At 70.9% G+C, this 25,443-nt stretch carries 26 protein-coding genes, 1 tRNA gene and 1 pseudogene; 12 read left to right on the plus strand and 16 right to left on the minus strand.

The features are described 5' to 3' along the window. Nucleotides 1-11 precede the first annotated feature (11 nt). Nucleotides 12-161, plus strand: coding sequence for a hypothetical protein (locus BS73_RS38295; protein WP_161789682.1), 150 nt, complete (start codon nucleotides 12-14; stop codon nucleotides 159-161). Nucleotides 162-830: 669 nt separating this feature from the next. Here the strand turns inward: BS73_RS38295 and BS73_RS19045 are convergent. The 3 genes from BS73_RS19045 to BS73_RS19055 form a co-directional block, all read right to left on the minus strand. After that, on the minus strand, nucleotides 831-2,012 hold the full coding sequence (locus BS73_RS19045) for an MFS transporter (protein ID WP_161789683.1): 1,182 nt from the start codon (nucleotides 2,010-2,012) through the stop codon (nucleotides 831-833). Between the two features lie 576 nt (nucleotides 2,013-2,588). After that, a complete protein-coding gene (dcd, locus tag BS73_RS19050) occupies nucleotides 2,589-3,164 on the minus strand; it encodes a dCTP deaminase (protein WP_037574134.1) in 576 nt (191 codons plus the stop codon). Nucleotides 3,165-3,324: 160 nt separating this feature from the next. Then, nucleotides 3,325-3,543 (minus strand): hypothetical protein, encoded by a 219-nt coding sequence (locus BS73_RS19055; RefSeq protein ID WP_200886712.1) that lies wholly within the window; start codon nucleotides 3,541-3,543, stop codon nucleotides 3,325-3,327. 333 nt (nucleotides 3,544-3,876) lie between these two features. Between BS73_RS19055 and BS73_RS19060 the strand changes: the two genes are divergently transcribed. Continuing rightward, nucleotides 3,877-3,950, plus strand: a tRNA-Gly gene (locus BS73_RS19060). Between the two features lie 51 nt (nucleotides 3,951-4,001). On the opposite strand, the pseudogene BS73_RS19065 reads toward BS73_RS19060, so the two are convergent. Both BS73_RS19065 and BS73_RS19070 read right to left on the minus strand, forming a co-directional pair. Next, nucleotides 4,002-5,182, minus strand: a pseudogene (locus BS73_RS19065) (tyrosine-type recombinase/integrase). Continuing rightward, a complete protein-coding gene (locus BS73_RS19070; protein WP_037574140.1) occupies nucleotides 5,182-5,406 on the minus strand; it encodes an excisionase family DNA-binding protein in 225 nt (74 codons plus the stop codon). The pseudogene BS73_RS19065 and the gene BS73_RS19070 overlap by 1 nt, the downstream one beginning before the upstream one ends. Before the next feature lie 590 nt (nucleotides 5,407-5,996). Here BS73_RS19070 and BS73_RS19075 point away from each other — a divergent pair. Next, nucleotides 5,997-6,266: a hypothetical protein gene (locus tag BS73_RS19075; protein ID WP_152617655.1), complete on the plus strand. Its 270-nt coding sequence runs from the start codon at nucleotides 5,997-5,999 to the stop codon at nucleotides 6,264-6,266. A 146-nt stretch (nucleotides 6,267-6,412) separates the two neighbouring features. Here the strand turns inward: BS73_RS19075 and BS73_RS19080 are convergent, their stop codons facing one another. The 7 genes from BS73_RS19080 to BS73_RS19110 form a co-directional block, all read right to left on the minus strand. After that, entirely contained in the window at nucleotides 6,413-6,811 is a 399-nt protein-coding gene (locus BS73_RS19080; RefSeq protein WP_235215454.1) for a DUF6193 family natural product biosynthesis protein, read from the minus strand. Between the two features lie 42 nt (nucleotides 6,812-6,853). Further along, entirely contained in the window at nucleotides 6,854-7,174 is a 321-nt protein-coding gene (locus tag BS73_RS19085) for a hypothetical protein (RefSeq protein ID WP_235215455.1), read from the minus strand. Between the two features lie 42 nt (nucleotides 7,175-7,216). Next, nucleotides 7,217-7,507, minus strand: coding sequence for a hypothetical protein (locus BS73_RS19090; protein ID WP_037580185.1), 291 nt, complete (start codon nucleotides 7,505-7,507; stop codon nucleotides 7,217-7,219). A 246-nt stretch (nucleotides 7,508-7,753) separates the two neighbouring features. Further along, nucleotides 7,754-8,011, minus strand: a complete 258-nt coding sequence (locus BS73_RS19095) for a hypothetical protein (protein WP_037574146.1) — start codon at nucleotides 8,009-8,011, stop codon at nucleotides 7,754-7,756. Beyond that, nucleotides 8,008-8,376, minus strand: coding sequence for a DUF6247 family protein (locus BS73_RS19100; RefSeq protein ID WP_235215456.1), 369 nt, complete (start codon nucleotides 8,374-8,376; stop codon nucleotides 8,008-8,010). The genes BS73_RS19095 and BS73_RS19100 overlap by 4 nt, the downstream gene beginning before the upstream one ends. 597 nt (nucleotides 8,377-8,973) lie before the next feature. Next, nucleotides 8,974-9,330, minus strand: coding sequence for a PIN domain-containing protein (locus BS73_RS19105; RefSeq protein WP_235215695.1), 357 nt, complete (start codon nucleotides 9,328-9,330; stop codon nucleotides 8,974-8,976). Nucleotides 9,331-9,392: 62 nt separating this feature from the next. Further along, nucleotides 9,393-9,665, minus strand: a complete 273-nt coding sequence (locus tag BS73_RS19110; protein ID WP_037574150.1) for a hypothetical protein — start codon at nucleotides 9,663-9,665, stop codon at nucleotides 9,393-9,395. 753 nt (nucleotides 9,666-10,418) lie between these two features. Between BS73_RS19110 and BS73_RS19115 the strand changes: the two genes are divergently transcribed. The 3 genes from BS73_RS19115 to BS73_RS19125 all read left to right on the plus strand — a co-directional run bounded on the left by BS73_RS19115 (nucleotide 10,419) and on the right by BS73_RS19125 (nucleotide 13,088). Further along, entirely contained in the window at nucleotides 10,419-11,000 is a 582-nt protein-coding gene (locus tag BS73_RS19115; RefSeq protein ID WP_051940107.1) for a DUF3710 domain-containing protein, read from the plus strand. 554 nt (nucleotides 11,001-11,554) lie between these two features. After that, nucleotides 11,555-12,418, plus strand: a complete 864-nt coding sequence (locus BS73_RS19120) for an aminoglycoside phosphotransferase family protein (RefSeq protein ID WP_037574151.1) — start codon at nucleotides 11,555-11,557, stop codon at nucleotides 12,416-12,418. A gap of 190 nt (nucleotides 12,419-12,608) precedes the next feature. Then, on the plus strand, nucleotides 12,609-13,088 hold the full coding sequence (locus tag BS73_RS19125) for a GNAT family N-acetyltransferase (RefSeq protein WP_037574154.1): 480 nt from the start codon (nucleotides 12,609-12,611) through the stop codon (nucleotides 13,086-13,088). Here BS73_RS19125 and BS73_RS19130 read toward each other — a convergent pair. Then, nucleotides 13,085-13,918, minus strand: coding sequence for an oxidoreductase (locus BS73_RS19130; protein WP_037574157.1), 834 nt, complete (start codon nucleotides 13,916-13,918; stop codon nucleotides 13,085-13,087). The two genes, BS73_RS19125 and BS73_RS19130, sit on opposite strands and share 4 nt — an antisense overlap. Nucleotides 13,919-14,006: 88 nt before the next feature. Between BS73_RS19130 and BS73_RS19135 the strand changes: the two genes are divergently transcribed. Together BS73_RS19135 and BS73_RS19140 are read left to right on the plus strand one after the other, a co-directional pair. Continuing rightward, nucleotides 14,007-14,981 carry a LysR family transcriptional regulator gene (locus BS73_RS19135; protein ID WP_037574160.1) on the plus strand — a complete coding sequence of 325 codons (975 nt, stop codon included), beginning with the start codon at nucleotides 14,007-14,009 and terminating at the stop codon, nucleotides 14,979-14,981. A 232-nt stretch (nucleotides 14,982-15,213) separates the two neighbouring features. Next, a complete protein-coding gene (locus BS73_RS19140; RefSeq protein ID WP_037574163.1) occupies nucleotides 15,214-16,230 on the plus strand; it encodes a universal stress protein in 1,017 nt (338 codons plus the stop codon). Between the two features lie 46 nt (nucleotides 16,231-16,276). Here BS73_RS19140 and BS73_RS19145 read toward each other — a convergent pair whose 3' ends face one another. Both BS73_RS19145 and BS73_RS34820 read right to left on the minus strand, forming a co-directional pair. Next, on the minus strand, nucleotides 16,277-17,785 hold the full coding sequence (locus tag BS73_RS19145) for an AMP nucleosidase (protein ID WP_037574166.1): 1,509 nt from the start codon (nucleotides 17,783-17,785) through the stop codon (nucleotides 16,277-16,279). Nucleotides 17,786-17,913: 128 nt separating this feature from the next. Then, complete coding sequence (locus BS73_RS34820; RefSeq protein WP_152617656.1) at nucleotides 17,914-18,462, minus strand: hypothetical protein; 549 nt, start codon at nucleotides 18,460-18,462, stop codon at nucleotides 17,914-17,916. A gap of 258 nt (nucleotides 18,463-18,720) precedes the next feature. Here BS73_RS34820 and BS73_RS19155 point away from each other — a divergent pair, with 258 nt between their 5' ends. The 4 genes from BS73_RS19155 to BS73_RS19170 all read left to right on the plus strand — a co-directional run bounded on the left by BS73_RS19155 (nucleotide 18,721) and on the right by BS73_RS19170 (nucleotide 24,360). After that, nucleotides 18,721-19,950: an NAD(P)-dependent malic enzyme gene (locus BS73_RS19155; protein WP_051940109.1), complete on the plus strand. Its 1,230-nt coding sequence runs from the start codon at nucleotides 18,721-18,723 to the stop codon at nucleotides 19,948-19,950. Nucleotides 19,951-20,036: 86 nt separating this feature from the next. Further along, nucleotides 20,037-20,882: a hypothetical protein gene (locus BS73_RS19160; RefSeq protein ID WP_051940110.1), complete on the plus strand. Its 846-nt coding sequence runs from the start codon at nucleotides 20,037-20,039 to the stop codon at nucleotides 20,880-20,882. A 190-nt stretch (nucleotides 20,883-21,072) separates the two neighbouring features. Next, nucleotides 21,073-23,481 (plus strand): ATP-binding SpoIIE family protein phosphatase, encoded by a 2,409-nt coding sequence (locus tag BS73_RS19165; protein WP_063837019.1) that lies wholly within the window; start codon nucleotides 21,073-21,075, stop codon nucleotides 23,479-23,481. A 24-nt stretch (nucleotides 23,482-23,505) separates the two neighbouring features. Beyond that, nucleotides 23,506-24,360, plus strand: coding sequence for an integrase (locus BS73_RS19170; protein ID WP_152617657.1), 855 nt, complete (start codon nucleotides 23,506-23,508; stop codon nucleotides 24,358-24,360). 109 nt (nucleotides 24,361-24,469) lie between these two features. Here the strand turns inward: BS73_RS19170 and BS73_RS19175 are convergent, their stop codons facing one another. Continuing rightward, a complete protein-coding gene (locus tag BS73_RS19175; protein ID WP_037574168.1) occupies nucleotides 24,470-25,432 on the minus strand; it encodes a pirin family protein in 963 nt (320 codons plus the stop codon). Nucleotides 25,433-25,443 lie beyond the last annotated feature (11 nt).

Consider the following 25,443-nt stretch of genomic DNA (forward strand, 5'->3'; position numbering starts at 1 on the left):
TGCCCGAGGCCGTGCCGCTGCTGATCTCCCACCGCACTACCCAGGACGAAGCCGAAGGCCGCGCCCTGATCCTGGAGGAGCTCCGCGCCCGCGCCGACGGCACCACCCTGCACTACCCGATCACCGCCGAGACACCCAAGCGCGCGTACCGCGACCGCTGACACCCTCTGCCTCAATGACGGAATCACTCGGCACATGAACTCACCGACACGCTGCCGACTGGTTCGCGTCGTCACTCATCGCGCTTTTTGTGCTCCCGGCGCCAAAGCCAGGCCTGAGCGGAAGTCACACCGAGGAGAATCCACGGACCCGGGCGCACCACGTCCAAGAGCGCTTGAGTGAGGGGAGTCCCCGCCAGCACGCTGCTCAGAGTCACGATCATGCCGCCGACCAACAGACCGGCCCCTCTGACCGCCCATCTGGCGGCACGACGCCCGCTCCTGCGCCTCAAGTCCTCGCCCGCCAGGTAGAGGGCAGCCAGCCAACACCAGATCTCCCCGATGACCAACAAAACGCTGTTCATGAGCGCCCCCCTCGCATGCTGCCGCCAGTCGAGCGCATGCGGAAGCCCCCACGCGCTGAGATCCGGGGCCGTCACCACTCCGGATCGCTCCCATGGGCAAGTGCTCCCGCCTCGGCGACCCGACTGCGCACCACGCTGCGGCACGTCAGTCCTCCCTGTCCGGGCAGGAGTCGAGCGGACGCAGAGCTAGGCTCTCGTCGTGGACATCATCAAGGGCGCGGGCGTGTGGATGCCCGAACAGGCCGCTCAACACCGAGGCCTTCCGAAGAGAAAGAGTTAGATCCTTCCGGGGTGGTACGCGCGTGGGCTACCGGCGGCGCGCCTGACCTGTACGTCCCGCCGCCACATTCGTCACGGCTGTCTGTGTGAAAGCGCGGCGAACCAGCACCCCGATTGCGAGGAGACAGGCCAGCCAGCACGCGTTGACCGTGAAGAGGAGCCGGTATCCGGCAGCGCTCACGATGGCGCCGCCCGCACTACTGCCGAGTGAGCCGGCGAGCAGGCTGACGCTGACCATGAGGGTGTAGGACCGGGTCAGCGCCGTCCGAGGTGCGACCGTATCCAGCAGCGCGGACACGGTGATAGCGAACGGGCCGGAACATGTTCCCGCGAAAAGCGCAGCTGGGAACAGCCAGGTGATGTGGTCTGAAACGCAGGCGACAAGCCCTGCGGCAATCGTCGAACCCGTCAGGGCAACCAGCAGGTGCCGGGTCGTCGAGCCGCGCCGGCGCCGGGCACCGAACGCGGTGGCGCCGACTATCTCGCCGGCAGCCGACATCGCGATGAGCGGGCCGCTCTCGGCCGCAGCGCCATGCGCGAGAGCGGCGGCGGGCACAGCGACCGTGAACAATCCGGCGGAGAGCCCCCCGCCGGCTGCCACCAGAAGCAATGCAACAAGGCCACGGCGCATGCGGTATCCGGATTCCGCAGGGTGTGCGCGGTGGGGTCGCCAGGCTCGGGACGCTCCGGTCACGGCGAAGAGCACGCCCGCCACGCCAGCCAGAGCGCCAGCTGTCACGACCGCCCCGCCCGGTCCTACCGGCGCCAAAAGCGCTGCGGTGACCAACGGTCCAGTAAGCAGCGCCAGCTGAAAGGCAACAGCCAGCAGCGCGTAACCCGCGATGCGGGTTTCAGGCTCGGCGATCGTCTCTCCGAGCAGAACCCGCATACTTCCGGTGGTGGCCGGAATGGCGCACCCGAGACCGCCCGTCACGACCAGCCTGAATGCCATCGAGCCGGCCGCCGACGCCGCCGTGACCAGCAGCACGCTTCCAGCCGCGCACACCAACCCGGCAGGCGCCAATACCGCACTCTGCCCGATTCGGTCTATCAACCGGCCCTGAAGAATCAATCCCACCGCATTGCCCACGCCGAACACGCCGACCGCCAGCCCCGCTTCAGCCAGCGAGCCAGTCCTGTCCCGCACGAACAACAGGATGGCGAGGCTGAACATCCCCAACGGAAAGGCGCCGACCACGGTGGCGATCAACGGCGTACGCAGACCCGGCGTCCGTAGGACGCCCGCATAAGGGCGCATCGAGGGCAAGCCTCCTCAGGCATGCCCACCCACCCGGGAGCCGGACTCCCAACGATCCATCGCCAACCACACGACGGCTTGTGAGTCGGGATCGTAAGGCTGATCACAGGCCAGCCGCAATAGTCGAGTACCGACACCACTCAAGCCTTGATGTGGGCCGTGCCGCCCGGCCGGCTGGACCACGGCGAACCGGGTGCAGCTACAAGGGTGCTGATATGCGGGGAATCGCCACATGAATGACAAGCTCAAAACCCCGGTGTGCAGGTCGGAGACCGGCGCTTGCCAGACGTTTAGATCCTGCGCTTTGCCGCGAGGGACATGTGTTCCACGTCGACCAGGTGGAGGTGCCTGACCCCGAGCGCGTACCCCGGCGAGCCGGCGACGAAGAGGCCGCCGCGGGCGATGGTCAGGATGACGTCCGGCCGGGCCGGTAGCCGTCCTCGGCGACCGTCTGGGCCGGCTCGCGGCCGGCCGAGCCGAAGAGGTCCCCGGTGAGGACCTCGCGATCGGCGGCGGCCGGGTCGGTGCTTACACCTTGCTCCGGTGGAAGTTGAGGTAGGAGCGGGACGGGGTCGGCCCACGCTGGCCCTGGTAGCGGGAGCCGTACCGGGCGGAGCCGTAGGGGTGCTCGGCCGGCGAGGTCAGCCGGAACATGCAGAGCTGGCCGATCTTCATCCCCGGGTAGAGCTTTATCGGCAGCGTGGCGACGTTCGACAGCTCCAGGGTGACGTGGCCGCTGAAGCCGGGGTCGATGAAACCGGCCGTCGAGTGGGTCAGCAGGCCGAGGCGGCCGAGGCTGGACTTGCCCTCCAGGCGGGAGGCGACGTCATCCGGAAGCGTGATCACCTCGTAGGTGGAGGCGAGGACGAACTCACCCGGGTGGAGGATGAACGGCTCGTCCCCCTCCGGTTCGACGAGCCGGGTGAGGTCCGGCTGCTCGACCGAGGGATCGATATGCGGGTACTTGTGGTTCTCGAACACCCGGAAGTAGCGGTCCAGTCGGACGTCGACGCTGGACGGCTGGACCATCTCGGGGTCGTACGGTTCCAGCACGACCCGCCCGGAGTCGAGTTCGGCCCGGATGTCCTTGTCAGAGAGCAGCACGGGACGAGGTTACGCGGCGGGGCGGGCCCGGGCCCAATCCGCACCGGACGCCCACTCCGCCACACGGCGCCATCCGGCGCCACACGGCCCCCGCGGAACCGGTCCAGGCCCCGCGGCGGCGGCTGGCTCAGGCCGGCCTCAGGCCGAACTCAGGCCGAACTCAGGCCAGGAACTCGGCGGCCGGCCGCCGCATCGCCAGCTCGATCTCCGCGCCCGAGAGCTTGTCGAGATCGGCCGGCACCGAATGCCGCAGCCGCGTACAGACCGGACAGCGGATCAGCCGGCCGGGACCGAGCCGGTCCTGGCCGAGATTCTGCAGCGGGAACGTGGCGGTGCTGAACAGGTGCCCCTCGGCACAACGGACGACGGTGCGCTCCATTGATTCCTTCCCCATGACGGCCCCCTGGCTCCCCTCCGCTCGACCCGCCACCCACTCGCCCACGACCGGCCCGCAGAACGAGCAAGTACGGTGCAGCGGTGTCACATTAGGGGATCTTCCGGACATAACGCCTAGGACGCGCCGAGACTGGACCCGTCGAACCGTCCGCTCCGCATCGGCCCCCGCCTCAGCCGCCCTCAGGCGAACCGCCCGCCACAGTACGCCGCGCCACGCACACGGACCACCGCCGAGGGGCGGTGCAACCGACAGGGGAGATGCGGTAGAGTAACCGCGTCAGCCGGACGGCTCCCAGGCCATCTGACAGCTGATCACGCGGGCGTAGTTTAATGGTAGAACATGAGCTTCCCAAGCTCAGAGCGCGAGTTCGATTCTCGTCGCCCGCTCCATAGCGAAGGGCCAGGTCAACGACCTGGCCCTTATTGCTTGTCTAGACCGCGCTAAGCGTCTTGCACCAGATCCGCACCAGATGCTTCGTCGGCCGCCGCCCGCTCGGCCTTGACGCGCGAACCCGTTCATCCAGCGCTCCCGCGATCTCCTGCTGACGCTCCAGCGTCGAATGCTGGTAGATCAGCGCGGCCCGCTCGGTCGACCGGCCGGCCCGAACCATCGTGTCCTTGAGCGTGGCGCCGGACTGGGTGGCCAAGGTGTGCCCGGTGCGCCGTAGGTCATAGAAACGGAACCCTTCCGGCAGACCCACCTTCGTCCGCGCGGCACGCCACTTCCGGCCGAAAGTCGAACGCCGAAACGGCTTCCCGCGCTCGCCGACGAACAGCAACCCGTTCGGCTTCATCTGCCCGTCAACGTCCTTCTCGGCGAACCACGCCAGGTGGCGTTCCACGTCCTTCCGCATGAACTCCGGCAACGCCATGAACCGGCGCCCGGCGTCCGACTTGGTGTCGTCGACCACTCGCCGCCCGGTGGTGAGCTCCGGGGCCGCACGTCGAACCCAGATCCCCAGCGGATCAAGGCTGACATCCGGCCGCCGGAACTCCGCCTGCTCCTCCGGACGAGCAGGCCCGTAGGCAGCCACGTACACCATCAACCGCCAACGCGGGCCCAGCAGATCAGCCAGCGCATCCACCTGCGTGACGGTCGCGATCGGACGCTCAGCAGCGGACTCCTGTCCCGCGCCCCGGATACGGCACGGGTTCCGGCGGATCAGCTCGTCTTCGACCGCCGTCTCAAGGACCGCCTTCAACAGCCGATAGGACTTGGCCACCGTGGTGGCACCCGTGGCCTCCAGCCGCTCCGCCCGCCAGCTACGCACGCGCGGCGGAGTGATCTCATCCAGGTCCCGGCCCCCGAACTCCGGCAGGATGTGCAGCCGCAGCAGACGGCGGTACAGCTCCTGCGTGGTCGCCGAGAGCCCCCGTTCCCCGACCCACCGCGAGGCGTACTCACCGAAGTTGACCGCGCCCGCATCCGGGTCCTGCCAGTCGCCGCGCGACAGGTCCGCTTCGATCTGCGACAGCCAGATCTCCGCGTCCTTCTTGGTCTCGAAGGTCCCCGGAGCACGCCGCTCGATGCCCTCCGGGTCGAGGTAGCTCGCCGTCCAGCGGCCCGAACGGTACTGGCGCACCGCGCCGAAGCGGCGACGCTTGCCCTTCTTGTTACCCATCAGGCAACCCCCCTCAGTCGGCTGCGCCGGACGGCGACCGGTCGCACGGTGTGCGCTATGACGTAGGCGTTCAGCGCCTCTTCCGGGATGCGGACATGCCGCCCCATTTTCACGAACGTGATGCGCCGCTCAGCGATCAGCCGCCGGGGGAAGCGCTCCCCGCTGGTCGCCCAGGTAGCGAGCCGTTCGGCGACCTCACGGACCGTTAGGAGACGTTCAGCCATGGCGCTGCTCCCTCTCCGGAGTCGGCCGGGGTCCCGACAAAGGGAGCACGCTCCGGATGTCCGGGGGCGTTCCGCTCACGCACCTTCTTCGAGTGACGAGCGATCAACATGGTCGCCCCCTCACACTCGAAGATCTTCGTCTCCCCGGTGACGATCTCGAAGTCAGCTCTGGGTACAGGCCGCAGAGGCAGTACTTGACTTCAGGGTCGTCACGACGACTAATTTCCTTCGTGCCAGCGGCCCCCTCAGCCAGAGCTGATCAAGAGTTCATACCGACCGCGACTTCTCGTCGGCGTATCCGAAGCCTCACAGTCACCGTCGTCGCCGCCCTACTCATCCTGATGGTGGTTCCGGCCCTTATCGCGGCACCACTCGCAGATCCCAGTCCCGTCATGGTGACCGCCGGCGCACTCTCCGGCTTCGGCTGGGCATGTGTGCCCCACCTCTGCGTTGCCCGCAGACCGCGGTACCGGCATGGTCCACGCTCACGGTTCCTGACGGCCCGTACCTGGACGGGGTACCGCACCCTCGACTTGCACTCCCTGGTGAGTGTCCGGACTTGGAAAGAGGTCTATCGGGGCGGGGCCACGGTGTACATCATCGTCACCGACGCGGCTGGAACCCGTTTGAGCTTCTCGGACGGGGAATCCCAACGTCTCATTCGCCGCTACGTCACGGCCCAGGCCAATCAAGCGGACAGCGCCAGGCTCGTGCACTGTTCTCGCTTGGCCCTTGCAGATCTCGGCATCAAACCGCTTCCTAAGGGCCTCTCGCCGTTCCGCTCCCTCTTTGCACTCGAAAAGACCGTCCTGTTGATCATCTTGCCGATGATGATCACAACTCTCATCGTCACCAGCTGATTCGCTGAGCAGCATCAGCTTCCGCACCTGGTCCTCTGCGGCCCTTGACCCAGGCTCCTCCCGGCCCAAAATCTGGCAGCCATCGGGAGGGAGGCCCCGGAGTGGTCAGGGCCCCAAGCGGGTCCTGCGCGACTGGGGCAGCCGCTTCAGCAGTTGCCCAGCGTCTTCTCGTAGGCAGCCAGCTCCTCCGCGTTGCCGATGAAGGCCGGCCCGCATCGTGCCGGTCGGCGATCGATGACCATCGCCACTGCCGCTTGCGCGCTGTCCGTCTCAGCGATCCGCGGGCTGGACCGGCTCGGCCCTTCGACGTAGTACCGGCTGTCCCGCAGTGTGCCGATGTAGGGGACGTCCCAGGTGTAGCGGCTCTCCGTGCACCGGCTGAAGTGCAGCTCCCACATGCCAGTCCAGGGGTAGAGCTGGCGGAGCAACGGCTCGGCATTCGCTGCGCGCACCAGTCCCGCAAACGGAGCGGAGAGCGGGGAGTCTGCCGGTCCGTGAGGTTCAGCCAGAATCCTGTGCCAGGCTCCTTCGACGGTGTTGCGCATCCCGTCATTGTGCACGTCCCAATCCGCATGTCAGGGCCGAGGTCACGCGGCTGCGGGTTCGCCGCCTTCTCGTTCCAGTTCGGCGCACAGGCCGCGGGCGAGGAGGTCAGCCAAACGCTGGACCACATCCGCCGGAACAGTCCCGAGGCAGACCATGCCGTCGCCGTGGACGCTCACGTCGGAGCGGAGCCCGGCGAAGCCGACGTCGAGGCCGACCGAGCGGATCGACTCCGCCAGCGAGCGGGTTGCCCTGTCGGCCGCAGCCCAGCCAGCCACGTACGGGATGCCGTCTTCCAGGATCTCCGCCCGAGGCGCGCAGACCGTCCGCTCGCCGCGGTAGGTACGCATCTCCGTTGCCTGCATGGTCCGCCCCTCGTTGTGAGTTGCTTCCGCCCGCCGGTGCCGTCAGTTGTCGTGGTGCCCGCGTACGCCACGCCCGTCAGCCTGTGTCGCGGCTGCCTGCCCGAGGGCCAGCAGCTCCGCAATCCGCTCGACCGCTTCCGGAGTGGTGCGGCCCAGGTCGACGATGCCGTGACCGAAGGCGTTCAACTCCGCCCGCAGGAAGGGGAACACTTCCGCCAGCCCGGCCGCGATCAGCACGTCCCGCAGCGCCGCCGTGGCGTTGCGCGCCTCGTACCAGGCCGCCGAGGAAATCGGGTTCCAGCGCACCGAGTCCGGCCCGCACTCCTCATCCATGGACACGAGCCGCCTCCTCCCTGCGCCCAAGCGCGCTGTCCACCGCGTCCATGAACGCCGCCCCGTCCGCCTGCGTCAGTACCGGCGGTCCGGCCGGGAAGAGGTTGCCGAACCGATCGGCCCGCGCGCGAGTTCGATTCTCGTCGCCCGCTCCATAGCGAAGGGCCAGGTCAGCGACCTGGCCCTTGTTGGTTGTTCAGAGGATTCTTGGCGCCGCGCGCCAGACCCCCACGCCAGAAGGCACGTTCACACGGACTGGACGCGGGACACCAGGATCGTGTCGTCGCGATAGTCCTCCTGGTACACGAGCATTAGGCCGCCTTCGGCGTACGTGTGCATGCTGGAGACCGCGTTGGCCGGATCGAACGACTCCCCGATACGGCGCACTGCCACAGCATCGGCGATCCGCTGCGCCAGCGCCTCGACTTCGGCGCGCCGCTCCACATCGAGTCCACCGACGACGGACTGAGCGTCTGGCATGTACTCCCAGGTCCAGTCACTCATCCCCGGGCCTCGGCCTCCGCCTCGTCGGCGGAGCCGTTGAGGATACGGGCGGTCTCTGCCTGGAATGCCCGGCGCCCTGAGCGGTCATCGCAACGAGACGCCATCCGCTCGCACTCACGGAACCGGGCCAGGCGCTCCGGGTAACGCGCGACCGCCACCCAGATCCACCAGTGCTCGACGAACCCGCGCAGCGGGGTGAGGTCGTAGTGATCGCGGCTGTCCGCGATGGCCCGCTCCCATTCGCCGTCGAATCCGCTGATCGACTCCGGGTCCAGGCGGGCAACCGCTGCGCGCAGCGCGGCCGGCGTCTTGGGCGGCATGGGGATCAGCGGGCCAGGGCCATCATCGACAGACAGGGCGGTCACGGCTTAGGCCTCCTCACCGGCTTCGTGGTTCCACCACACTACCGAGTCTGGAGGGAAGCAGGGGAGAAGCCGGAAGAATCGGGCATCCATGGAATCAGCGCTACGCTATCCAGCGACACTGCGACCTCAGCGAGCCCGCCTCCGGGCCGCCGTTGGCGACCGACGCACAGGAGCGCACCAGATGCGCACCAGAACTCGCGGTAAGTAGAGGCGAACCGCGAGCACGAGTGCACCCGCCGTCGACAGCCTACCGATCGTTCCCGCAGGTCGGGTCGCTCAGGCAGGCCCAAGCCTCGGTGATTCCCAAGATCGGAGCGCGAGTTCGATTCTCGTCGCCCGCTCCACGCGTAGGGCCCAGGTCAACGACCTGGGCCCTGTTGGTTGTCTGGACCGATTTCGGTCCGCGTGCCCCTCGCGTGCCGGAAAGCGTGCCCAAGTGGGCAGCTGCTGGCCCCGGTTGACCGTTTGTCGCCATGCCCGGCCAGTCGGCTTGACCCAGTCGCCAAGGGCACCTCTGGTGGCCCAATGATCGCCCAACCTCTGGACGTTCAATGGAACAACCCCTGCACCCGTGGAATCAGCGCACGCGCCCCGCGGTCAGACTTTGCGAACCAGGAGGTTCCTTCCGCTGCGCAGTTCTTGATCGTCTGCGTCGCGCAGCATTTCGATGTCCTCGACATCGCTGGTCAAGACGGTGGCGTCACCTCGCTGAGCGAGCGCGAGGGCCGTGACTGCTGCATCGATGGCGTACTTGTGGCCGTGCAGTCCGGCTGCGCGTAGCAGCCGAGTGGCATGCGAGGCCATATCGGCGTCGACCGGCACGATCTGCAGTCGGGACAGGACGTAGGCAGCGCGGGCCGGGTGAATCTTGTGATCGTCGGCCTCGATGATCGTCATGGCGCTGACCAGCACAGGCACCCGCTCCTGGCGAGCTGCCTTGATTCTTGCCACCATCGCGCGATCGTCGCGGAGTAGCAGCGACAACGCCTCGCTGTCCAGGATCAGAGCGACTGGCTTCACGCCGCGTCAGCCGGGGGGCGAACAGCGTCGGGGTTGCCGAACAGCTCCGAGCGGGCGGCCTCGACCTCGGCATCGCTGATGACGCCGTGTCGAGATTCGTAATCGGAGACGATCTCATCGAGGTCGATCATGGCCAGCTCATGCTCAACGGCCTCTTGCACGAAGCCGGATACTCCGCGCGGGCCAGCGACTGCGCGGATCCTGTCGAGAGCTTCAGCGCTGAGGCTGACGCTGGTAGTACGAGTCTTCCCCGGTCGCGTGGCGTCCATGGGACGACTTTAACACATTATGTACTACAGGGCGCCGCGCCTCTCACCGACGGGGCTTCTCCCTCGGGGCGTCCCACGCGATCGCCGGCGTTCCGCTGAACTCCGGTACAGGCGATACAGCGGTCAAGGCATTCGGAGAGAAACACCATGTAGACCCAGCCATCGGCGCCATCCACCCTCCCCAGTCGGACCCGTCTCTGCCATGCCGCCCGCAGACGGCCCACGGCTTCGGCCAAGCCCGCGGTAAGCGTTCCCGCCGAACGAGTCGTTCTGAGCCGCCGAGCGTAGATCCCGGCGTAGTGATCGCCAGACTCCGGCCGGGCGTCGCCGATCCAGACTTGGCAGTCGGCGCCGGCGTCCAGAGCGGTCCTCGCAGAGCACTCAGCCCCCCGTGTCAGCAGCTCCGCCAGCTCTTCGCGAGTCACCCGGCCATTCTCTCGCCTGCACCAGATACGCATTAGAACGAGCGGACAACTGCGGTGACCGACGAGGAGATATCCGGCCGGGACACCGCTTTCCTGCCTGGCGTCCACGCAGGTCGGAGCCCCATCGGACGCCCGCCCAGCCGTGATTCCCCAGCCCAGACCGCGAGTTCGATCCTCGTCGCCCGCTCCAACGCAGGGCCACAGGTCACAGCCCCGGGGCTTCTCGCTCGTCCAGGGTGACTCTCTCGGATCCGGCTCCGTCGAACCGGCGTGTGATGGGCTGTCCCAGCCGTTGCCTGCCGGCGGCGGCGACCGACACTATGCGGTCATGGACACAGGTGACGTACCTACCGGCGGCCGGCGGTATGGGCCGTGGGACATAAGCGATGTCCCGGGCTGGAGCAATGAGTTCGGCAGGCTTGATCTCGGCTCCCTCATCGTCTCGCCGGCCATCGGCACGCAGGTCCGCCTGGAAGCGGCGGATGACCAGCTCATCGCAGCGACCTTCGTACTGGACGGAAGCCAGATCCAGCTACAGGCGTTCGCAAGCACGGTCGCGAACCTCTGGGATGACGTACGAAGAGAGATCAAGGATGGCCTGCGGCAGTGGGAGAACCGCGAAGCGGTGGAAGCGATGGGCAGCCTTGGGCCTGAACTGATCGTGCCGCCCGCCGGAGACGGGAAGGGGGCTGAGAAGGGGGACGAAGCGCTCAGTTTCGTCGGCAGCGACGGTCCAGGCTGGCTCCTCAGGGGAGTCTTCAGCGGCCCCGCCGTCGCCCCGGGCCCAATCCGAGACAAGTTCGAGCGCCTATTCCGCAGCACCATCGTCGTACGAGGCGATCAGGCTCTACCTGAGCGGGCACCGCTGCCACTCCGCCCTCCGCTCGACGCCCAGAACCAGCGCCGATGAGAGCTGTCCTGCCGCGACCGGAGCGCCTCCGGGCCCATCAACACTGGCCAGACGGTCGAACCGGCCGCTGAACTCCCGTGGAGGCAACGCATCGGTCTAGCGCTTCAGTCAGGAACACCATGTACGTCCAGCCCCCCGAAGCCTCCACCCGGCCCAGATGGACGCGGTCTGTCCCGGCGATGCGAAGACGATCGACTGCTTCAGCCAGGTCAACGGTGGAGGTGCCCCTCGAACGAGCCTCGAACGAGCAGTCTTGAGTCGCCGACGGTAGATCGCCGCGTACTGAGCGGCGGGCGTACCCGAGCCGTCCGTGACCCAGACCTCATAGGGGGCACCATCCAAGAGAGCGGCCTTCGCCGAGAGCGCAGCCTGACCATCGGTCAGCAGCATTGCCAACTGCTCGCGAGTCACCCGGCCATCTTCTCGCCCCGTGCCAGACGCGTGCCAGAGCGCACGGACAGCGGCGGTAACCGACGAGGAAACCCCGGCCTCGTCCTCACGTTCCTGCGAAAAACGAGGAGACCACCCGGCCGCCGGTATGACCAGAATGGGGAATGGAGACTTCCCAGGTCACGCGGGCGCTGGCGGCTGCGACCTCGGTCGCCGCGTCGCTGGGCCTTCCGGTCGGCGACGCGATGGTGCTCCAGAACTCGAACAAGCTGGCGCTTCGGCTGACCCCCTGCGACGTCTTCGCCCGGGTCGCCTCCGGTGGAGAGGAGGCCGCGCGGTTCGAGGTCGAGCTCGCCCAGCGGCTCGCCGAGGCCGGATGCCCTGTCTGCCCCTTGGAGCCCCGGGCGGACCCGCGGGTGTACACCCGCGACGGCTTCGCGGTGACGTTCTGGACCTACTACGAACCCGTGGCACCCGACGTCCCACCGGCCGAGTACGCCGAGGCGCTGGAACTGCTCCACGCCGGCATGCGCATGGTCGATGTGCCCGGCCGACGGTTCACGGGCCGGATCTCCGAGGCGCAGGCAGTCGTCACCGACCCGGGCCGCTCGCCGGAACTCGCCGAGCCGGAGCGCGAGTTCCTCGCCGGCAGACTGGCAGGCCTGCGACGAACAATCGAGGACCGCGGCGTCGAGGAGCAGCTGCTCCACGGCGAGCCGCATCCCGGCAATCTGCTCAGCACGAAGAACGGCCCGTTGTTCATCGACTTGGAGACGTGCTGCCGCGGCCCCGTCGAGTTCGACCTGGCCCATGTCTCCGAGGCGGTCTGCGCCCACTACCCGAACATCGACCGGGGACTGCTGGACGAGTGCCGGCAGCTGGTCCTGGCGATGGTCGCAGCGTGGCGTTGGGACCGTGGCGACCAGTTCCCGGGTGGGAGGCGATTCGGGGAGGAACTCCTGCGCGCGCTGCACGACGGTCCTCCGTGGCCGACGCTCGACTCGGTGAAGCAGCGAGCGGACGGGTAAGCCCGCCGGCCAGACCGTCCCGCGGCCCCCGCACCACATCGAACGCTCGACGAGCGCTCACCGACCCCCCGGCAGGTTCGCCGTCACCCGAGGGAGATGCCGGTCTTGGCGCTGCGTCGGGCCAAGCTGCGCCCGGGCCCTTCCCTGGAGCGGACGGCACGGCCGCCGTCCCCCTGCCATCCTCGATCCCATGACCATGGTGATCGCACCCGCCGACGTGGCCGACTTCCACCGCGTGCTGGCCGACCACTCCCGCTACTGGGGCGAGCGCGACCTCAGGTCGCTTCATCTCCTCGCGATGGTGCGGGAGTTCGGGTCCACCTGCCTGGTGGCTCGGGACGCGGAGGGGATACGGGGGTATCTGTTCGGGTTCGTCACGCCGGACGGGACGGGGTACGTGCATCTCGTCGCCACCCGGGACGACTCCCGGGGCGAGGGGCTCGGGCGGCGGCTGTACGCGGCGTTCGCCGAGGCCGCGCAGCGTCAGGGCGCGCGGCAGCTGAAGGCGATCACCTCGCCCGGCAACGCCGGCTCGATCGCCTTCCACCGCAGCCTCGGCTTCGAGGTCCGGACCGTCCCGGACTACAACGGGCCCGGCCGGACGATGGCCGTCTTCCACCGCGTACTGCCGCTCGGCGTCCGGTCGGCGGCCGGGGAGGGAATCTCCTAGGCGTCGAAGGAGAAGGAGGTGGCCCGGGACCGCGTCTGCCACGCCTCGACCTGCCCGCGCACCGCGTCGAGGTGGCCGAGTACCGCATCGACGCCGTCCTCGCCGAGCGGCAGATGGAGTGGGGTGTCCTCGGCGTCCAGGGCGGCGAGGACGAGGGCGGCGGCCTTGGCCGGGTCGCCGGGTTCCCGGCCGCCGTTGTCCAGGGCCATCCGCCGGGTGGCGCCCACGGTCGGCTCGTAGTCGTCGATCTCGCCGCTGAGGGAGCGGTTGCTCATCAGGGAGGTGCGGAAGGCGCCGGGCTCGACGATCAGTGTCTTGATCCCCAGGGGGTTCACCTCCCCGGCGAGCGCCTCCGTCATCCCCTCCAGCGCGAACTTCGTTCCGCTGTACGCCGAGAAGCCGGCGAAGGACATCTGGCCGCCCATGCTGCTCATCTGGACGATGGCGCCCGACCGGCGGCTCCGCATGTGCGGCAGCACCGCGCGCACCAGCGCCGCCGGGCCGAAGAGGTGCACCTCGAAGAGGTCCCGCAGCTCCTTGTCGGAGGTCTCCTCGAAGGCGCCGATGTGGGTGCGCCCGGCGTTGTTCACCAGGACGTCGATCCGGCCGTGCCGGTCGACGACGTCCCTGACGGCGAGGTCGATGCCGGGGATGTCGGTGACGTCCAGACGGAGCGCCTCGACCTGGTCGGGGTGGGCGGCGACCAGGTCGTCCAGCGTCTCGACGCGACGGGCCGCGGCGACCACCACGTCGCCCGCCGCCACCGCCGCCTCCGCGATGGCCCGTCCGAAGCCGCTGTTCGCACCGGTGACCAGCCAGACCTTGTTCATGTCCCTCTCCCTCTTCTCCCTCTCCGGTTCCGCTGGGACAAGCCTGCGCGCGGCACCCCTTGCCGTCCAAGACCGGGCGTGATAGCCGATGGTTATGGACGTCCATGGACGGGATCTGCGCTACTTCGCCGCCGTGGCGGAGGAGTTGCACTTCACCCGGGCCGCCGACCGGCTCTTCGTCTCGCAGCCGGCGCTGAGCAAGCAGATCAGGGCGCTGGAGAAGCAGCTCGGCGCCGCGCTCTTCGTCCGCGACCGGCAGGGCGTCGCGCTCACCCCGGTCGGCGAGGCGCTGCTGCCGCACGCCCGCCGGATGCTGGCCGCCTGGGAGGAGGCCTGGTCGGCCGTGCAGCGGGCGAAGGCGGCCCAGCGCAGCACGCTGGTGGTCGGCATGAGCACCAGCCCGGGCCGCGGCGGGCTGCTGCCGGCCATCCGCTCCCGCTTCGGCGCGGTCAACCCGGAGGCCGTGCTGAGGGTGCGTCAGGTCTCCTGGGAGGACCCGACCGCCGGGCTCGCCGACGGGTCGAGCGATGTCGCCTTCGTCTGGCTGCCGCTGCCCGACCAGCAGCGCTATCAGCATCTCGTGGTGGCGGAGGAGCCGCGGCTGGTCGCCTTTCCGGACGGGCATCCGCTGGCCGCCAAGTCGCCCGAGGGCGAGGCCGTCGACTTCGCCGACTTCGCCGACGAGCCCTTCCTCGCGCTGCCGCCGGCGGCGGGCCCGCTGCGCGACTACTGGCTGGCGCTGGACGCCCGGGCCGGCCGCCCGCCGCGGATCGGCGCCGAGGTGGCCAGCACCGAGGAGACGTACGAGGCGCTGACGGCCGGGCTCGGGGTGGTGCTTCTCGCCGCCGGGAACGCCCCGCTGATCACCCTCGGCGGGGTGCGGACCCGCCCGGTGCGCGGCATCTCGCCGAGCCGCTTCGCCCTCGCCTGGCCGCGCGATACGGCGGGCGCCGCGGGCAACCGCTCGGCGGATACCGCCCAACCCCTGGTCCGGGCCTACGTCGAGGCCTGCCGCCAGGCCCAAGCCGCCAAGGGGCGGCCGCCCGCCCCCGCGAAGCCCTGAACGTCCGATCGTCCGATCGCCCGATCGCCCGCCGTGCCCGCACCCTCAACACCACCCGCGCCCCCCGCACCACCCCAACCGCCCCGGCACGCACCCCCGTCAGGTCGTGGACGGACGACTGGGCCCTGCGGCGGCCGGAAGGGCCCTACCGGGTGGTTGGGGGAACCAGGACTCCGTGGTGCGCTGGAGGTGGCGACAGGACCGCCGGTGGCCGCAAGGAACGGAGGCCGTCATGTGTCCGGCACCCAATCGCCTGATCGTCGGGGTCGACGGTTCCGAGGACTCGGAGGAGGCCCTGCGGTGGGCGAACACGGAGGCCGCGGAGTGGGGGAAGGAACTTCTGGTGGTGCAGTTCGCGGCCGCGGACAGCACGGACACCGCCCTGCGGACCTCCCTGGAGGCGCGACTTCAGCACGAGCCGAGACAGGCGCGGACCAGCTGGGAGTCCCCCGTGATCAGCCGGAAGGCCGGTGCGCGCGCCGATTACCTGCTGCTCCTCGGCCGGGCGGGCGACTGGCTGGTCCTGGGCGCGGGCGGGCACGGGATCAGCTCCCCGCACGGCCCACGCCGGTTGCCGGCGAAGGTGGTGCGGCGCTGCGTCGAGCGGACGCGGTGCCCGGTCGTGATCGTCCGGGCCGGCAGCGTCGAGGAGGAGCCCACCGGGCGGATCGTCGTGGGCTTCGACGACACCCCCAACTCCCGCGCGGCCCTGGCCTGGGCCTTCGACGAGACCGTCCGTTCCGGTGGCGAACTGGTCGCGATCCATGTGCTGGAGCTGAAGGACTGGCCGCCGCACTGGAGTGAGCCGGACATGATGCGCGCCGCCCACCGGATGCTGCGGAGGAACTACGCGGTGCTCCAGTCCGGGCTCCCCCGCGAGCCGAAGCGGGCGACCGGCCTGGTGCTGCCGCCGAGCGATCCGGTCGGGGAACTCATCGCCCACGGCAGGAACGCCGATCTGCTGGTCTGCGGAAAGGACGGCCCCTACGACGTGGCCGCCGACCTGGTCCGCTACGCCTCCGCCCGCGACTCGGTGGCCGACCGCTGGACGGCCCGCGAGCGCCAGTACAGCACGCCGCTCGCGGACCGCGGCCGGTCTCCGACCGAACTGGTCATCGTCCCCGCCGACGGCGACGACCCGCGCTTCGCGGCCGTCGAGACCGACGCGGAGAACCACTACACGTCCTTCGACCTCCGCGACCAGCCCTTCGACCTGAAGGTGGACGGCTATCCGCCGCAGCAGCCCTGACCGGCCCGGCGGCCACCCGTCCCGGACCCCCGCCGCTGCCGCCCCCTCACTGGAAGGCGACCTCGTCGAAGCTGCGCAGCTTGCGGCTGTGCAGTCGGCGCAGCCCCTGGTCGCGGAGGAGCTCGATGGCCCGCATCCCGATCCGCAGGTGCTGGTCGACGCGCTCGCGGTAGAAGGTGTTGGCCATCCCGGGCAGCTTGATCTCGCCGTGCAGCGGCTTGTCGCTGACGCACAGCAGGGTCCCGTAGGGCACGCGGAAGCGGAAGCCGTTGGCGGCGATGGCCGCGCTCTCCATGTCCATCGCCACCGCGCGGCTCTGCGAGAAGCGGCGCTGCGGCTCGTTGCCCGGCAGCAGCTCCCAGTTGCGGTTGTCGGTGCTGGCCACCGTGCCGGTACGCATGATCAGCTTCAGGTCGGCGCCCTGGTACTTGGTCACGTCGGCGACCGCGTGCTCCAGCGCCTGCTGGATCTCGGCCAGCGCCGGGATCGGGATCCACAGCGGCAGCTCCTCGTCCAGCACGTGGTCCTCGCGGACGTAGCCGTGGGCGAGGACGTAGTCGCCGAGCTGCTGGCTGTCGCGGAGGCCCGCGCAGTGGCCGAGCATCAGCCAGGCGTGCGGGCGGAGGACGGCGATCTGGTCCGTGATGTTCTTCGCGTTGGACGGCCCGACACCGATGTTGATCATCGTGATGCCGCTGTGGTCGGGCCGGATCAGGTGGTACGCGGGCATCTGCGGCAGCCGCGGCAGCGGCTCTCCGAGGGCGTCCACCGCCTCGGCGGCCAGCCCCTTCCGCCGGGTGACCACGTTCCCCGGCTCGACGAAGGCCGTGTACTCGCTGTCCGGGTCGGCCATCTCGCGGTGGCCCAGCTTGATGAACTCGTCGATGTAGAACTGGTAGTTGGTGAAGAGGACGTAGTTCTGCGACCAGTCCGGAGCGCTGCCGGTGTAGTGCCGCAGCCGGTGGAGCGAGTAGTCCACCCGCGAGGCGGTGAAGAGCGCCAGCGGGCGCGGCTGGCCCGGCTCGAAGCGCAGGGCGCCGTTGGCGATGCCGTCGTCCATGGTGGACAGGTCCGGCAGGTCGAAGAGGTCGCGCATGAGCAGCCGTCGGTCCGGGGACAGGCTGCCGTCGAAGTGGTCGTCGTCCAGGAACGAGAAGTGGATCGGGATGGGCTCGCTGCTGGTGCCCACCTCCAGCGGTACGCCGTGGTTGCGCAGCAGCAGCGAGAACTGCTCCAGGTAGTAGGCGGCGTACAGGTCGGGGCGGGTCAGCGTGGTCTCGTACCGGCCGGGGTTGGCCACGAAACCGTAGGAGAGGCCCACGTCCGACAGCCCGGCGTCCTCGCGGGGGACCCGCGCGACGGAGTGGTCGGTCCGGATCGCGACGTACGGGTAGCAGCCACGCACCCGCTCGGTCGGGGTCTCCCCGGCCACGAAGCGGCGCATCGCCGAGCGGAGGTGGTCGATCTGCCGGGTGTAGATCCGCCGCACCTCTTCGAGGGCGCTCTCGGCGTCCTGGTGGAATGTGGGCCCGGCGATCGGCGGCTGTGATGGCATCCACCCATTGTGCAAGGTGAAGGCCGTCGAGGCGCACGCCTTTCGGCCCGGCCGGCGAGGCCGCTCCTCCCGCGGCCGGTGGCAGCCGGCAGGCCTGCCGGCTGCCACCGGCGGAGGACGAGTGCCCTCTACTGCTTCTGCGGGGCGAAGACGCGGCGGGCGTCGTTGGCACTGCCGGACCTGGTGCCGAGGACGAGGACCTTGTCCCCGCTCTTCAGCGCGGACTCCGCGATCTTCTTGCCGTCCCTGGTCACCTTGGTGGCCGAGGTCCCGACCCAGGTCCAGGTGGTGCCGTCGGCGCTCCGCACGGTGAGGTCCGAGCCGTTGACCGCGGTGACCTGGCCGCGCTGCCACTCGTGGTCGACGTACTTCCCGGTCTTCGCGTTGCGGGTGGTGGCCTCGCCGTGGAGGCCCATCGCCCGGATCACCCGGCGGGCCCACCACTTGCGGTGATGCCCGGCCTTGCCGCCGTGCGCCGACGCGGACGTGGAAGTGGAAGTGGACGTGGACGTGGACGTGGACGCCGCCGCGAGGGCGGACACCCCGCCGGACGAGGCGCCCGCGGCGGACGGCCCGTCGGTGGCCGCGTACGCCGAGGCTCCCCCGGCCACCGCGGCGGCGGCCAGCACGCCCACCGACACGACCTTCACCCGCCGGCTCAACGACCTTGTGCGCATGAGGACTTCCTCCCGTTTTCCATTTCGGTCAGCGGTCGATTCCCCCTGAACGTAGGTCGACTCCTTGTGGGTTTCTTGTGGTCGGAGACGAGCGGGCGCAGCTCAGCGCGCCAGGGAAAACTGATGACCACTGGTAATCGCGTGGTAACGCTCAGGTGATGTTCGCCTGTTAACTTCGCCGGGTGCCGTGCGCATCCTGCGCGCCTCGGGGGCACTCGAGAACGACCTGACACGACCCTCCGGAACCAAGGAGTCGCCATGCCGGTCATCGAAGAGTTCGCCGAATCCGCCCCGGACGAGGACGAGGTCTTCCTCGCCCATCTCGGCGGGAAGTTGAGCATCCAGCCCCCGGCCGAGCTGCTGAACGCCCGCCGCCTCTCCATGATCTCCACCCCCGGCGTGGCCCGGGTCTCCAGCGCCATCGCCGGCGATCCCGCCCTCGCCGCCCGCTACACCTGGGCCCATCGGATGGTCGCGGTGGTCAGCGACGGCACCGCCGTCCTCGGCCTGGGCGACGTCGGCCCGGCCGCCGCCCTCCCGGTGATGGAGGCCAAGTCGGCGCTCTTCAAGGCGCTCGGCGAGCTCGACTCGGTGCCCCTCGTCCTGGCCACCACGGACGTGGACGAGATCGTCGAGACCCTGGTCCGGCTCCGCCCCTCCTTCGGCGCGGTGAACCTGGAGGACGTCTCGGCCCCGCGCTGCTTCGAGCTGGAGGCGCGGCTGAGCCGGGTGCTGGACTGCCCGGTGATGCACAACGACCAGCACGGCACGGCGATCGCCGTCCTGGCCGCGCTGAACTCGGCCGCCGCCCTCCTCGGCCGCGACCTCGCCTCGCTCCGCACGGTGGTCGCCGGCGCGGGCGCCGCCGGGGCCGCCTGCGCCCGGATGCTGGTCTCGGCCGGCGTCGGCGAGGTGGTGGCGCTGGACTCGCGGGGCGCGATCCACCCCGGCCGCCCGGACCTGACCCCGGCCAAGGCGGAGCTCGCCGCGCTCACCAACCCGCACCGCAGGACCGGGCCGCCGGCCGAAGTGCTGCCCGGAGCGGACGTGCTGATCGGGCTCTCCTCGACCACCGTGCCGCCGGAGCTGATCGCCTCGATGGCGCCGGACCCGATCGTCTTCGCCCTCTCCAACCCCACCCCGGAGATCACCCCGGAGGCCGCGTACGCGGCGGGGGCGGCGGTGGTGGCGACCGGTCGCAGCTGCTGGCCGAACCAGATCAGCAACCTGCTGGCCTGCCCCGGCGTCTTCCGCGGGGCGCTGGACTCCGGCGCCGGGCGGATCACCGAGCGGATGAAGCTCGCGGCGGCCCAGGCCCTCACCCTGCTGGCCGCGGACGACCTCGCCCGCGACCACATCGTCCCGGACGTCCTCGACCCACGCGTCGCCCCGGAGGTCGCGGCGGCGGTGGCGGCGGCCGCCCCGGCGGCAACCGCAGCACCCACCGCTCCGACCCCGCCCACCGCTCCAGCGACCATGGCCGACTGAGGCGAGCGCCCCCGGCCGCCCCGTGTCCGCCTCCGGCCGCGCGGACACGGGAAGCCCGGCGCGGCCGTCCCCCTTACGCTCGGCACATGAGGGAGACGATCAACGCGGTGGAGATCTCGCTGGCAACCGCCCCCGGGCGGCCGGACCGGGAGAACGAGGACTTCGCCGCCGCGACGTCCCGCGCCTTCGTCGTACTGGACGGGGTCACCCCGGGCCCGGAGGACGACGGCTGCCGCCACGGCGTGCCCTGGTTCGTCAACCGCCTGGGCCTCTCCCTGGTCGCCGCGCTCTCCGCGACGGAGACCGCCCCCGCCCTCTGCCTGGCGGCGGCCATCGCGGAGGTCGCCGCCTCCCACGCGGACACCTGCGACCTGACCCGGCAGACCACCCCGCAGGCGACCGTCGCCGCCGGCCGGATCGGCCGGGACTCGGTCGAGTACCTGGTGCTCTCCGACTGCAGCCTGGTCATCGACCGCAGCAGCACCGGGGACGGCATCGAGGTGGTGACCGACGACCGGGTGGAGCACACCGCCGCCCACCTCCGCCGGAGGGCCCTCGCCCTCCCCGAGGGCTCCCCCGAGCGCGAGGCGGCCCGCCGCCGCTACGCCGCCGAGGTGGGCGCCCTGCGCAACCGGCCGGGCGGCTTCTGGACCGCCGCCGCCGATCCCGAGGTGGCCGCCGAGGCGCTGGTGGGGACGATCCCCCGGGACGGCCGCGGCAGCGTCGCCGCGATGACCGACGGCGCCGCCCGCTTCGTCGACGTCCTGGACATCGGCGACTGGCCGGATCTGATGAAGGTGCTGGCCGACCCGGGCCCGGAGGCGCTGATCGACCAGATCAGGGCCGCCGAGCTCGCGGACCCGGACCGCCGCAGGCACCGCCGCGGAAAGATCAGCGACGACGCAACCGTCCTGCACATCCGGAGCGTCTAGTTCCGAGTAGGCCGTACGTGCGAGCGAATCGGCCCGCGCTCACGCGGACAGGTCACTGCCTGGGCAGCTTCGCCGTCGGCGCCATACGGTATGTCTGAATCATCGCCTTCATTCAGGAATGCGAACTTCAAGGCATATCATCGGGCCGGACCGGACGGGCTAACCCGGGTAGGACGACCGAGGGGCATGGATGGGCAGCGAAAAGGACCCTGTCGACGCCGAGACGGCGGCGGCAGAGACGTCCGCCGGCGCTCCCGCGCCCGTCGCCGCCTCCACCCTGCGCGACGCCGGCGTCGGCCTCTGGCGCACCGACGACTCCGGCGGCCGCGTGATCGCCCTGGACGACCGCTGCGCCGAGCTCCTCGGCCTCCCCGCCGAACCCACCGAGCTGGCCCCGGATCGGCTCCGCGGCCTGCTGCACCGCGCCGACGCCGCCCGGCTCCGCCCCGCCGCCCGCCTCGCCGCCGTCCAGCACCGCCCCGTCGACCTGCGGGTACGCGTGGTGGACGCGGCCGGGACGCTGGTCCGGGTGCTCCGGCTGCGGATCGCCCCCGGCCCGCCGGACGACCCCGGCCAGCCGCTGGTCGGCACTCTCACCGAGGAGAACTGGGTCGACACGGTCGACGAGTTCTCGGTGCCGCCGACCACCGGCCCCGGCACCGATCAGCGCGAGCTCGAACAGCGCCAGGTCGAGGCGCTCAACCGCACCCCCGGCCCCGGCACGGCCCGCCGCGGCCGAGGCACCCCGGCCTCCGGCGGGGCCACGGCGGCCACCGGCGGCTCGGCGGAGGACCGCGAGGACCACGAGGGCCGGAGCGGCGCGGGCGGCCCGGCCGGGGCGGGTGCCCGGGACGGCGACGGCCGAGAGCCCGCCGACCGGGCCGCGTCGGCCGACGCCGCCGCCGAGGCGCAGCGCTCCCGCGCCGCCCGCCTGCTGGACGCCGGGCGCGCCCTCACCGAGGCCGAGAACACCGAGGACGTGCTGCGCGTGATCGCCGGCCTCGACCTGCCCGGCCTCGACACCTCCGGGCAGCTGGTCTCGGTCGTCGAGAAGGGCCGGCTGACCGCCGTCGCCAGCGTCGGCTACCCCGCCGAGGACGCCCCCTTCCAGGTCACCCTGGACAGCTCCTATCCCGGCGTGGAGGCGGTGCGCACCGCCGAGCCGGTCTTCGTGGAGTCCCCGGAGGAGTACCGCCGCCGCTACCCGGCGATCTGGCCGCTGGTGGCCGCCCACGGCCGGCGGTCCTGGGTGTACTTCCCGCTCTCCTCCGGCGGCCGGACGATCGGCACCTGGATGCTGGCCTTCCGCACCCCCACCGCGTTCACCGCCGACCGCCGGGCGCTGCTCGGCATCCTGGCCCGGATGGTCACCCACGCCGTGGAGCGGACCCGGACCACCGAGTCCGAGCGGGCCCTCTCCCTCGGCCTGCTGCGCAGCATGCAGCCGCGCTCGCACGGCGTCCCCGGGATGGCCGCCGCCGCCCGCTACGTCCCCACCGGGGGCGGGCTGCTGGTCGGCGGCGACTGGTGCGACGTGGTGGACCTGCCGGACGGCCGGCTCGCGGTGGTCATCGGGGACGTGGAGGGCCACGACGTCCACGCCGCGACGATCATGTCCCAGCTGCGCACCGCCGTCCTGGCCTACGCCCTGGAGGGCCACCACCCGGACGCGGTGCTGGCCCGCGCCTCCCGCTTCCTCTCCGGGCTGGGCCACGACCGCTACGCGACCTGCATCTACCTCCTCGCCGACCCGGCCCGCGGCACCCTGGACGTCGCCCGGGCCGGCCACCCCCACCCGGTCGTCCGGATGCCCGACGGCACCTGCCTGCTGCGCCACCTGGACGGCGGGCTGCCGCTCGGCATGAGCGAGTTCGGCGAGGAGGACTACCCGGTCAACCGGCTGCAGCTGCAGCTCGGCGAGATCCTGATGCTCTGCACCGACGGCCTGGTGGAGAACGGCGGCCACGACTACTACACCGGCTGGCTCCGGGTCCGGGACGCCCTCAGCCCCGGCCCGACGGAGGACCTGGAGGGGATCGCCGACCGGCTGATCGAGGCGGTGCACGGCCCCGAGTCGCACCGCGCCCCCGGCCATCTCGCCGACCGCCGCGAGGACGACATCGCGCTGATCCTGCTCCGCCGGGACCAGGTCGACCGCCCGCACGGCTCCACCTCGCGCCGCACGGTGCTGACGATCAACCAGGACGAGCAGGACCGGATCGCCGGCGCCCGCCAGGAGCTGCGCGAGATCCTCCACGACTGGGCGGTGGAGGACCACGTCGACGCGGCCGTGCTCCTCGCCTCCGAGCTGCTGGCCAACGTCCTGGTGCACACCGAGTTCGAGGCCGCGCTGGAGGCGCACCTCTCCGGCCCGCCCGGCGCCCGCACCCTCCATGTCGAGGTCAGCGACCGCAGCGACGAGCTGCCGCACCGCCGCTCGCCCGGCGAGATGGCCTCCTCCGGACGCGGCCTGGTGCTGCTGGAGATGCTCTCCGACCGCTGGGGCGTACAACCGCGCGGAGAGGGCAAGGCCATCTGGTTCGAACTGGACGAGGTTCGCCCTGAAGGGTCCGACTCCGCAGCGGGGCAGCCGAACTGACGCCCCGTCGGGCAGACTGAGCTGATGCGTGTGGACATCGCGGGCGAGGGGGTCCGCGCGGAGGGGACCGGCGGGGGCGGCGGCCACGGCGCCGGCTCCACCGGCTATACCGCGGCCACCCCGGAGGCACTGGTACTGGTGGACGGCACGCCCAGTCCACCCGGAATGGACACCGGCTGCCGGCACGGCACCGCCTGGTTCGCCCGACGGCTCGGCGTCCATCTGCTGGCCCGGCTGGTCGACCGGGAGGACCGGGCCATCGCGCAGTGCCTCTCCGACGCCATCGCGGAGACGGCCGCGCTGCACGGGGCGCGCTGCGACCTGGCCCATCCCAACACCCCGGCGGCGGCGGTCTGCGCGGCCCGGATGCGGGGATCTTCGGTGGAGTACCTGGCGCTGGGCGACGCCCTGCTGGTGGTGGACACCGGGGCGCACGGCGGCATCCGGGTGCACGGCGACAACCAGCCGTTCCCGGCCGGGGAGGAGCTCCACCGGCAGGTCTGGGCGGCGCCCTGGGGCTCGCCCCAGCGGGCCACCCTGGGCCAGAAGTACGCCATGGCGCTGTGCGCGGTCCGCAACACCGGCCACGGGCCGTGGGCGGCGGCGGCGCTGCCGAGGGCGGCGGAGGAGGCGGAGACCGGCTCGGTGCGGCGGGGGGATCTGCGCGCGCTGACGGCGCTGAGCGCGGGCGCGGGGGCGTATGTCACCCGGTTCACGCTGGGCGACTGGCCGCAGGCGCTGGGGTTGATGGACCGCTCCGGCCCGCAGGAGCTGCTGCGCAAGCTGCGGGCGGTGGAGGCGACGGATCCCCAGTGCGAGCGGTGGCCGCGGGATTCCGTCCATACGGACGCGGCGGCGGTGTACTCGACCGGCTGGTGAGCCGCGGGGGCGTGCCGGGATGCGGGTCCGCGTGGCTGGGCGCGCAGCCCCCCGCGCCCCTGATGCGGCCCTTCGAGCCGTCCATCAGGGGCGCGGGGGGCGCGGCGGGTCAGCCCTGCTCCGCCGGAATACGGCCCAAGCGGCCCGCGCGGAAGTCGTCGAAGGCCTGCTCCAGCTCGGTGTGGCTGTTCATGACGAACGGGCCGTACCACGCCACCGGCTCGCGGATCGGCGCGCCGCCGAGGATGACCACGTCCAGGTTGGGCGAGCGGCTCTCCTGGCTCTCCGCGGCCTGGACGGTGAGGGAGCCGCCGGCCTCGCCGAAGAGCACCGCCTGGCCCATGCCGAACGGCCGCTGCTCCTCGCCGGCCGTGCCCTTGCCGTTGAGCCCGTAGACGAGGGCGTTGAAGTCCTCGCGCCACGGGAGGGTCAGCTTGGCGCCGGGGCTGAGGGTGGCGTGCACCATCGTGATCGGGGTGTGGGTGGAGCCGGGACCCCGGTGGCCGTCGACCTCGCCGGCGATCAGCCGCACGATCGCGCCGCCGTCCGGGCTGGCCAGCAGCTTGACGTTGCCGCCGTGGATGTCCTGGTAGCGCGGCGGGACCATCTTGTCCGCCTTCGGCAGGTTGACCCACAGCTGGAGCCCGTGGAAGAGGCCGCCGGAAATCACCAGCGACTCCGGCGGGGCCTCGATGTGCAGCAGGCCGGAGCCGGCGGTCATCCACTGGGTGTCGCCGTCGTTGATGGTTCCGCCGCCGCCCGCGGAGTCCTGGTGGACGAAGGTGCCGTCGATCAGGTAGGTGACGGTCTCGAAGCCGCGGTGGGGGTGCCACGGGGTGCCCTTGGGCTCGCCCGGCGCGTACTCCACCTCGCCCATCTGGTCCATCATGATGAACGGGTCGAGGTGGCGCTGGTGGATCCCGGCGAAGGCGCGGCGCACCGGGAAGCCCTCGCCCTCGAAGCCCTGCGGGGCGGTCGCGACCTGGCGCACCCTGCGCGGCTGGACGGTGGCGGGGTCGGGGGTGGAGACCCTCGGCAGCACCAACGGGTTCTCTACGGTGACGGCGGGCATGGTGGGCCTCC

Source organism: Phaeacidiphilus oryzae TH49, assembly GCF_000744815.1.
In the GTDB taxonomy this organism is placed as follows: domain Bacteria; phylum Actinomycetota; class Actinomycetes; order Streptomycetales; family Streptomycetaceae; genus Phaeacidiphilus; species Phaeacidiphilus oryzae.